General features: G+C 71.4%; 3 protein-coding genes and 1 pseudogene. All 4 read left to right on the forward strand.

The genetic code is table 11. The features are described from left to right. Positions 1-224 precede the first annotated feature (224 nt). Positions 225-863: a uracil phosphoribosyltransferase gene (gene upp / locus E1266_RS36965; RefSeq protein WP_132055197.1), complete on the forward strand. Its 639-nt coding sequence runs from the start codon at positions 225-227 to the stop codon at positions 861-863. 162 nt (positions 864-1,025) lie between these two features. After that, on the forward strand, positions 1,026-1,286 hold the full coding sequence (locus E1266_RS36970; RefSeq protein WP_132055199.1) for a hypothetical protein: 261 nt from the start codon (positions 1,026-1,028) through the stop codon (positions 1,284-1,286). A gap of 75 nt (positions 1,287-1,361) precedes the next feature. Continuing rightward, on the forward strand, positions 1,362-1,520 hold the full coding sequence (locus E1266_RS38610) for a hypothetical protein (RefSeq protein ID WP_165966371.1): 159 nt from the start codon (positions 1,362-1,364) through the stop codon (positions 1,518-1,520). After that, positions 1,517-2,026 (forward strand): annotated as a pseudogene (locus E1266_RS36975) (PH domain-containing protein); the annotation flags it as partial. The gene E1266_RS38610 and the pseudogene E1266_RS36975, both read left to right, overlap by 4 nt. Positions 2,027-2,112 lie beyond the last annotated feature (86 nt).

The raw sequence follows: 2,112 nt of genomic DNA on the forward strand, positions 1-2,112 counted from the left end.
GGGGGCCCGGGGCGCGGCGCCGCGGCTTCGTCCGGAGGCGACCCGGACCCGCCCGGCGGCGCCGCGGGCCCAGGTGGGTCGGGCACGGACTCCCGGGCCCGCGCCGGACCTTCCGGCTGCTGATCGCTCTGCCTGTTCATACCGCCATACTGCCCAGCTCAGCGGCGTCCTATCCTGTTTCGGCGCCGTCCGGCCGATCACGGCCGGTGGGCTACGGTGAGCGCATGCAGACCCTCGCCGTCGACCACCCCCTCGTCGCGCACAAGCTCACCACGCTGCGGGACGTCCGCACCGATTCCCCCACGTTCCGCCGGCTGGCCGACGAACTGGTCACCCTGCTGGCCTACGAGGCCACCCGGGACGTGCGGGTCACCGAGGCCACCGTCGAGACCCCCCTCGTCCCGACGCGCGGCGTCCAGCTGGCGAGCCCGAAGCCGCTCGTCGTCCCGATCCTGCGCGCCGGGCTGGGGATGCTCGACGGCATGACGCGGCTGCTGCCCACCGCCGAGGTCGGCTTCCTCGGGATGATCCGCGACGAGGGGACGCTGCAGGCCCAGACGTACGCGACGCGGCTGCCGGACGACCTGTCCGGCCGGCAGTGCTACGTCCTCGACCCGATGCTCGCGACCGGCGGGACGCTCGCCGCCGCGATCCAGTTGCTGTTCGACCGCGGCGCCGACGGCGTCACCGCCATCTGCCTGCTCGCCGCCCCCGAGGGGCTGAAGCTGCTGGAGCAGTCGTTCGCCGACACCTCGGCGCCGGTCCGGGTCGTGACGGCCGCGATCGACTCCCACCTCAACGAGCAGGGCTTCATCATGCCGGGCCTCGGCGACGCCGGAGACCGCCTCTACGGGGTCGTCTGACCGGGGCCTCCCGGCCGCCGCCGACCTGACCTGCGATGTTCGTTCCCTCCGCCTGAGGGTACGAGAGCGCTACGGAGCGCCTTGCGCGTTCCCCTCCACCGTCCCGGCACAGGGGACCGTTACGGACCGGGCGGTGCGAGCAAGCTCGATCGAGGACATGTCATGGCTCACCCAGGGGACGGCGGCCCGCCGCGCTACACGGCGATCGGCGAGCGGCTCGCCGAGGAGTTCGAGGGAGTGCACCCCGCCGACACGGTGGACCGGTGCGTCTCCGCCGCGTGGCACGGGGCCGAGGAGGTCACCGGGGCGGCACCGCCCGACCTCGTCGAACGGATCGCGCGCAGGCATCTGGAGGTGCTCGCCACGGTCGCCGCCGAGAAGCGCCGCAAGGCGCGACGTTCGTCGCTCGACAACGCGCCATAGCCCTTGCTTTGACGGTCGTTCGGGCTGTGCGAAACTGAACCCGGGGTCCGTGGGTCAACGCTCCGGGAGGCTGCCGTGCCCGCCAAGAAGTACATGACGTGGGCCGCAGTGGCCTTCGTGGCGTTCTACGTGATCAACCAGCCGGACGGCGCGGCGCAGTCGGTGGAGTCGGCCGCGAGCGGCATCGCCTCCGCCGCCGGTTCCCTGGCCACCTTCGTCAACGCGCTCGCATGAGGCTCGTCACTCCCGGCGACTCCGCGCCGGCCTCGGTGAACAAGTACCTGCTGCCGCACGAGAACCAGGTGATCACGGTGCGGCGGCATCCGGCCGTGCTGATGGTCCCGGTCGGCCTCGTCCTCGGCGGCCTGATCATCGCGGGGGTGCTGAGCAACACCGTCGCGAGCGACGCGGGCGCGGTGATCAGCTGGATCTGGTGGGGCTGGCTGATCCTGCTGGCGTGGTTCGTGTGGCGGGTCGCGGAATGGTCCGTCGACTACTTCGTCATCACCAACCAGCGGATGCTGCTGACCACCGGGCTCATCACCCGCAAGGTCGCGATGATGCCGCTGGCCAAGGTCACCGACATGAGCTTCAAGCGGACGATCGCGGGCCGGATGCTCGGCTACGGGGAGTTCATCCTGGAGTCCGCCGGCCAGGACCAGGCACTCACCAACGTGGACTACCTGCCCTACCCCGAGCAGCTGTACCTCGAAGTCTGCGAGATGATCTTCCCCAACAAGAACCCGCAGCCCGAGGAGAAGACGCTCCCCGCGCCGCCGCCTCCGCGCCGTCCCAAGGAGACTCCGCCCCCGGACGACGTCCCTGT

The sequence above is a fragment of the Actinomadura sp. 7K534 genome (assembly GCF_004348575.1).
GTDB lineage: Bacteria > Actinomycetota > Actinomycetes > Streptosporangiales > Streptosporangiaceae > Spirillospora > Spirillospora livida.